Source organism: Cobetia sp. (assembly GCF_983723665.1).
On record NZ_CFDJES010000035.1, the window covers coordinates 13807 to 17538 of the forward strand.

Annotated in this window: 4 protein-coding genes; 3 read left to right on the forward strand and 1 reads right to left on the reverse strand. The window is 65.1% G+C overall.

From position 1 onward, the window contains the following. Positions 1-865: 5'-nucleotidase, lipoprotein e(P4) family (locus tag AC4FAH_RS05510; RefSeq protein WP_490245751.1), on the reverse strand; the 865-nt coding region annotated here is incomplete at its 3' end. A 306-nt stretch (positions 866-1171) separates the two neighbouring features. Here AC4FAH_RS05510 and tsaC point away from each other — a divergent pair. From tsaC to aroE, 3 genes are all read left to right on the forward strand, one after another. Next, positions 1172-1753: an L-threonylcarbamoyladenylate synthase type 1 TsaC gene (gene tsaC, locus AC4FAH_RS05515; protein ID WP_153636528.1), complete on the forward strand. Its 582-nt coding sequence runs from the start codon at positions 1172-1174 to the stop codon at positions 1751-1753. 179 nt (positions 1754-1932) lie between these two features. Beyond that, positions 1933-2853, forward strand: coding sequence for an oxygen-dependent coproporphyrinogen oxidase (gene hemF / locus AC4FAH_RS05520; RefSeq protein ID WP_054556860.1), 921 nt, complete (start codon positions 1933-1935; stop codon positions 2851-2853). Between the two features lie 43 nt (positions 2854-2896). Continuing rightward, positions 2897-3730 (forward strand): shikimate dehydrogenase, encoded by an 834-nt coding sequence (gene aroE, locus AC4FAH_RS05525; protein ID WP_153636527.1) that lies wholly within the window; start codon positions 2897-2899, stop codon positions 3728-3730. Positions 3731-3732: the final 2 nt, after the last annotated feature.

Sequence of the window (3732 nt, forward strand, 5' to 3'; positions counted from 1 at the left end):
TGCCGCTCTCGGGCTGCCAGGCATTGAGCGCCGCGTCACGCATGGCGCGCTTCTCGCGCTCACTGGCACTCCAGTTGCCATCGTAGAGCACGCCTTCCCACTCGCCGTAGGTCGGGTTGGGCAACAGCACGAAGCGACGGCCGAACTGATCCGCCTGGCGCGCGACCTCGGCATTGCGTGCGCGGGTGGTGGACTGCTGGAAGGCCTGATCGAAATCACCGAGGTTATCGCCCATCAGCAGCGCGATGTCATGTCCCTGCGTGACCCGCGCGCGGCGCGCGGTCTTGTCGGAGCTGTCGGTGCGCGGCATCACGTGCTCGGCATTGGCCTGCGGGAAGCCCAGCGCGGCAAGATTGGCGATGGTGGCCTGCTTGCCGGCCGCCTTGCGGTTGGTGATGTAGTAGACATCGACGCCGCTGGCGTGTGCGTAGTTGAGGAACTCCACGGCGCCTGGTGAAGCCGTGGAGACGGCATCATCCACCCAGTCAGCCCAGCTCTGGCTGTCGTAGGTACGGCCTTCACGCAGTGCCCAGCCGCCGTAGCTGGTGGTGTCGAGCACGGTGTCATCGACATCGACGACCACCGCCAGCGGCTTGTCCTGCGCGTGGCGACGCGCCAGCGCCAGATTCAGGCGGTCGTGGGCCACGTTGAAGGCTTGCAGTGACAGGGCATGAAACTCCGCGCTGCGCTGTATCCACAGGGTCGCCAGCATGGCCTGGTCGCTCAAGGGCGCCTGTGCTGCGGCATCCTGCAGCGGGGCAGGGCGTGGCGCCGGCGCGGTCGGCGTCTGGGTGCCAGAGCTGGCACAGCCTGCCAATGCCAGCAGTAGAGCGGCTGAGGTGGTCAGTGAGAAAGCGCGACGCATGGATCACATCCTTGTCTGAAGAAAAGGGGGAGGCAAAGTGGGGGTGAAACGCCATCAGGCCCAGTGCTGGAGACTGTCCAGCAAAGCGTTCAAATGACCTCGATAGTCTTTTGAAACAAGCCTTTGCGTCAGTTTCGCAATACCCTGAGGGTGATGGACCCGTTCATCATGCCGTGAACCGGGCGGTGCGCCTATGCCACCCCGACGCGACGCCGTGTTGCGTCGATGTGCAGCGTCGGTCTCGCGCCGGTGAGCGTGCTAGAATCGCCGCCATTGTGTTGCCGCAGCTAGGAGTTCGAGCAGATCATGAATGTCAGTGATGTTTCGCTGGATCAGCGTGCCCTCGACGGCGCCGCTGCCTGTCTTCGCAATGGGGGCATCGTTGCCTATCCCACCGAGGCCGTCTGGGGGCTGGGGTGTGATCCCGACGATGGTGAGGCCCTGGCTCGGCTGATCAAGCTCAAGTCCCGCGACGCCGCCAAGGGCTTGATCCTGATCGCCGGTGATATCGCCCAGCTGGAACCCTGGTTGGCGGGAGTCACCGTCGAGCAGCGTGAGCAGCTGCTGGCCAGCTGGCCGGGACCCTATACCTGGCTGGTGCCTGACAATGGCCGTGCGCACCCCTTGCTGCGCGGTGAACACGTCAGCCTGGCCGTGCGCGTGACCGATCATCCGCTGGTCCAGGCATTGTGCGCCGCCTTCGGCGGCCCGCTGGTGTCGACCTCGGCCAACCGTGCCGGCGAATCGCCTGCCATGACCGCAGACGAGGTGCGTGACGCCTTCGGCGATGCGCTGGTCAATGACGTGATCCTCGAAGGACCGCTCGGCGGCAATCCGCGCCCCAGCACCATTCGTGATCTCGCGACCGGCAAGGTACTGCGCGCCTGAGCAGCAGGATCGCCCCTCGAGTTGATCCAGATCAGTGCCGCGTCATCCAGACGCCCAAGAGGGGCATTTTCCGACCTGCCGAGCGCAGCGTGTCGCGGTAAGCTGGCAGTTCACCGCCAGCAGCGGCCAACGACGGGTGTCGCCCCGTCATCATTCATTCCCGTTCTACCGGAGGCATCGTGGCCCACGCCAATCTCGAAGACGTCAAGGTCTACCTGCTCGATCTGCAAGACCGCCTGTGCGAGGCGCTGCAAGCCTGCGATGGCCAGGCAAGTTTCCGTGAAGACAGCTGGGAGCGTGCCGAGGGTGGCGGTGGTCGCTCACGGGTCATCGAGAATGGCGGCGTGTTCGAGAAGGGTGGCGTCAACTTCTCGCATGTCTTCGGGCATGAATTGCCGGCTTCCGCGACGGCGGTACGTCCGGAGCTGGCCGGTCGCAGCTTCCACGCCGTCGGGGTCAGCTGGGTGCTGCATCCGCACAACCCGCACGTGCCGACCAGCCATGGCAATGTGCGCTTCTTCATCGCCGAGAAGGAGGGCGAAGCACCGGTATGGTGGTTCGGGGGCGGCTACGATCTGACGCCGTTCTACCCGCATGAAGAAGACGCGCGTCACTGGCACCAGACGGCCTACGATGCCTGCATCGCCTTCGGCAGTGATGTCTATCCGCGTTACAAGACCTGGTGTGACGAGTACTTCTACCTCAAGCACCGTGACGAGACGCGGGGCGTGGGTGGCCTGTTCTTCGATGACCTCAACGAGTGGGGCTTCGAGCGCTGCTTCGCCTTCCAGCAATCCGTCGGCGACAGCTTCCTCGAGGCGTATCTGCCCATCGTCGAGCGCCGCCGCGACACGGCCTATGGCGAGCGTGAACGCAACTTCCAGCTCTATCGTCGCGGGCGCTACGTGGAGTTCAATCTGGTCTGGGACCGCGGCACGCTGTTTGGCCTGCAGAGTGGCGGACGTACCGAGTCGATCCTGATGTCGATGCCGCCGGTGGTGCACTGGGAGTACGGCTACGAGCCCGAGGAAGGCAGTGCCGAAGCGGTGCTGTATCGTGACTTCCTGCATGCCCGCGACTGGCTGGGCGAAGAGGCCTGATCGCCGCATTGACCTGACGCTTTTCTGTGATTGTCCCGGAGTCCTGATGTCCCGTTACGCTGTATTCGGCAACCCGATTGCCCACTCGAAATCCCCGTTGATTCATCGCTCCTTCGCTGAGCAGCTCAAGGACTCGCTGAGCTACGAGGCACGGCTGGCGCCGGCCGATGACTTCGCGGCCGGTTGGGCCGAGTTCGTCGCCGAAGGCGGCCAGGGGGCGAATGTCACCATGCCCTTCAAGGAGCAGGCCTTCCGGCTGGTCGATGTGCTGAGCCCGCGTGCCCGTCGCGCCGGCGCCGTCAATACGCTGATGCTCGGCAAGACCGGTCAGCTGTACGGCGATACCACCGATGGTGTCGGCCTGACCCGTGATCTCGAGCGTCTCGAGGCGCCGCTCAAGGGTGCGCGCATCCTGATTCTCGGCGCGGGTGGCGCCGTGCGTGGTGTGCTGGAACCTCTGCTGGCCAAGCAGCCGGCGGCATTGGTGATCGCCAATCGCACCGCCGCCAAGGCCAGCGCGCTGGCCGAGGACTTCGCCGACCTGGCGGGGCAAGGCTGCCTGCTGTCCGGTGGCAGCTATGCGGCCATCGAGGGTCAGTTCGATCTGGTCATCAATGGCACCAGCGCATCGCTGGGCGGCGAGCTGCCGCCGTTGCCGGATTCGCTGTTCTCTCCGCAGGCGCTCGCCTACGACATGATGTATGCCGCCGAGCCGACCGTCTTCATGCGCTGGGCCAGCGAGCGCGGTGCGCGGGTCGAGGATGGTCTCGGCATGCTGGTGGAGCAGGCGGCCGAGTCCTACTTCCTGTGGCGTCACAAGCGCCCGGAGACGGGGCCAGTGGCGGATATGTTGCGCAGGATGCTGGCGGAGGGATGATC

Coding starts and splice junctions, on each gene's coding strand:
- tsaC (WP_153636528.1), top strand. CDS start 1,172: ATGAATGTCAGTGATGTTTCGCTGGATCAGCGTGCCCTCGACGGCGCC.